This window comes from Candidatus Pelagibacter communis (assembly GCF_001180205.1).
GTDB classification, from domain to species: Bacteria; Pseudomonadota; Alphaproteobacteria; order Pelagibacterales; family Pelagibacteraceae; genus Pelagibacter; species Pelagibacter ubique_O.
On the sequence record NZ_CVSU01000078.1, the window covers coordinates 1 to 1057 of the forward strand.

Annotated in this window: 2 pseudogenes; both read left to right on the forward strand. The window is 34.9% G+C overall.

Features of this window, described 5'->3' with window-relative positions:
• Nucleotides 1–755: pseudogene (locus AMO08_RS05785) on the forward strand (hypothetical protein); the annotation flags it as partial.
• A pseudogene (locus AMO08_RS02940) lies at nucleotides 752–1057 on the forward strand (hypothetical protein); the annotation flags it as partial. The pseudogenes AMO08_RS05785 and AMO08_RS02940, both read left to right, overlap by 4 nt.

Sequence of the window (1057 nt, forward strand, 5' to 3'; positions counted from 1 at the left end):
AGGGATTAATCGATGATGTCAATTGTTATACTGATGCTACATGTAATCCATGTGAACGTAGGCGCAATTTTGCTGGACCTGATCCTCAAGCGGAATGGTTTAGCTTAGGATATGATACAGGCTTTGAATCAATTAGATTAGAGGTTCCTAAAGTAATAGATGGTGTAGAATATCAGTATGCTTATGTAGATTCTAATAAATATGTAGATGGCATATATCAGCGCAATATTTATGATGGTATTCAATATTCCTATTCAGTTGTTGCCTATGATATTGGCGTTATGGCTGCTGATACGATTTTTTCTAATGGGCAACTTCAGATAACTACAATTGAAGATCCTGGAGAATGGAGTCAGATTAGTCCTTATCAAAATTTAGAAAATGCAAAAGGAACAACAGTATTTGATGTAAATTTTATATCGATAGTCCCCGGGTACAGGCCAGATGTATCCACTCCATTAGATATGGTTACAGTTGTTCCTAATCCTTATATTGTTGGTTCAATGATGAATGAGACAGAATATTTAAGTAAAGTTCGTTTTACTAGAATTCCGGCAAAATGTACAATTAACATTTATACTATTTCAGGTGAGTTTGTTATTAAGCTTACTCATAATGATGAAGAAGATGGAAATTTATTTTGGGATTTGCGCACTATAAATAATCAAGAAGTAAGCCCTGGATTATATCTATTTGCAGTTAAAGATGAAAATAGTGGAGAAAGTCATGTGGGCAAGTTTGCCATAGTTCGATGAAATTATTTAGAATAACATTAATAGGGTTACTATTTTCAGGTTCATTATACAGCCAGTATCGTGATATACCAGATGTTGTAACTAAAGTTGCTACCAGTGCAGGTAATTTTTTAAAACTAGAATCTGGTGTTCGTGGTATTGGTATGGGTGGTTCACAGACAGCCTCTGGGACAGGTGTATCAGCTATACCTTATAATCCATCTAGTTTGGCATTTATAGAGTTACAGGAAGCCTATTATTCTAAGGTTAACTATTTAGCAGGTACTAGCCATAATACGATTGCCTATGGTCGTAAGACCACT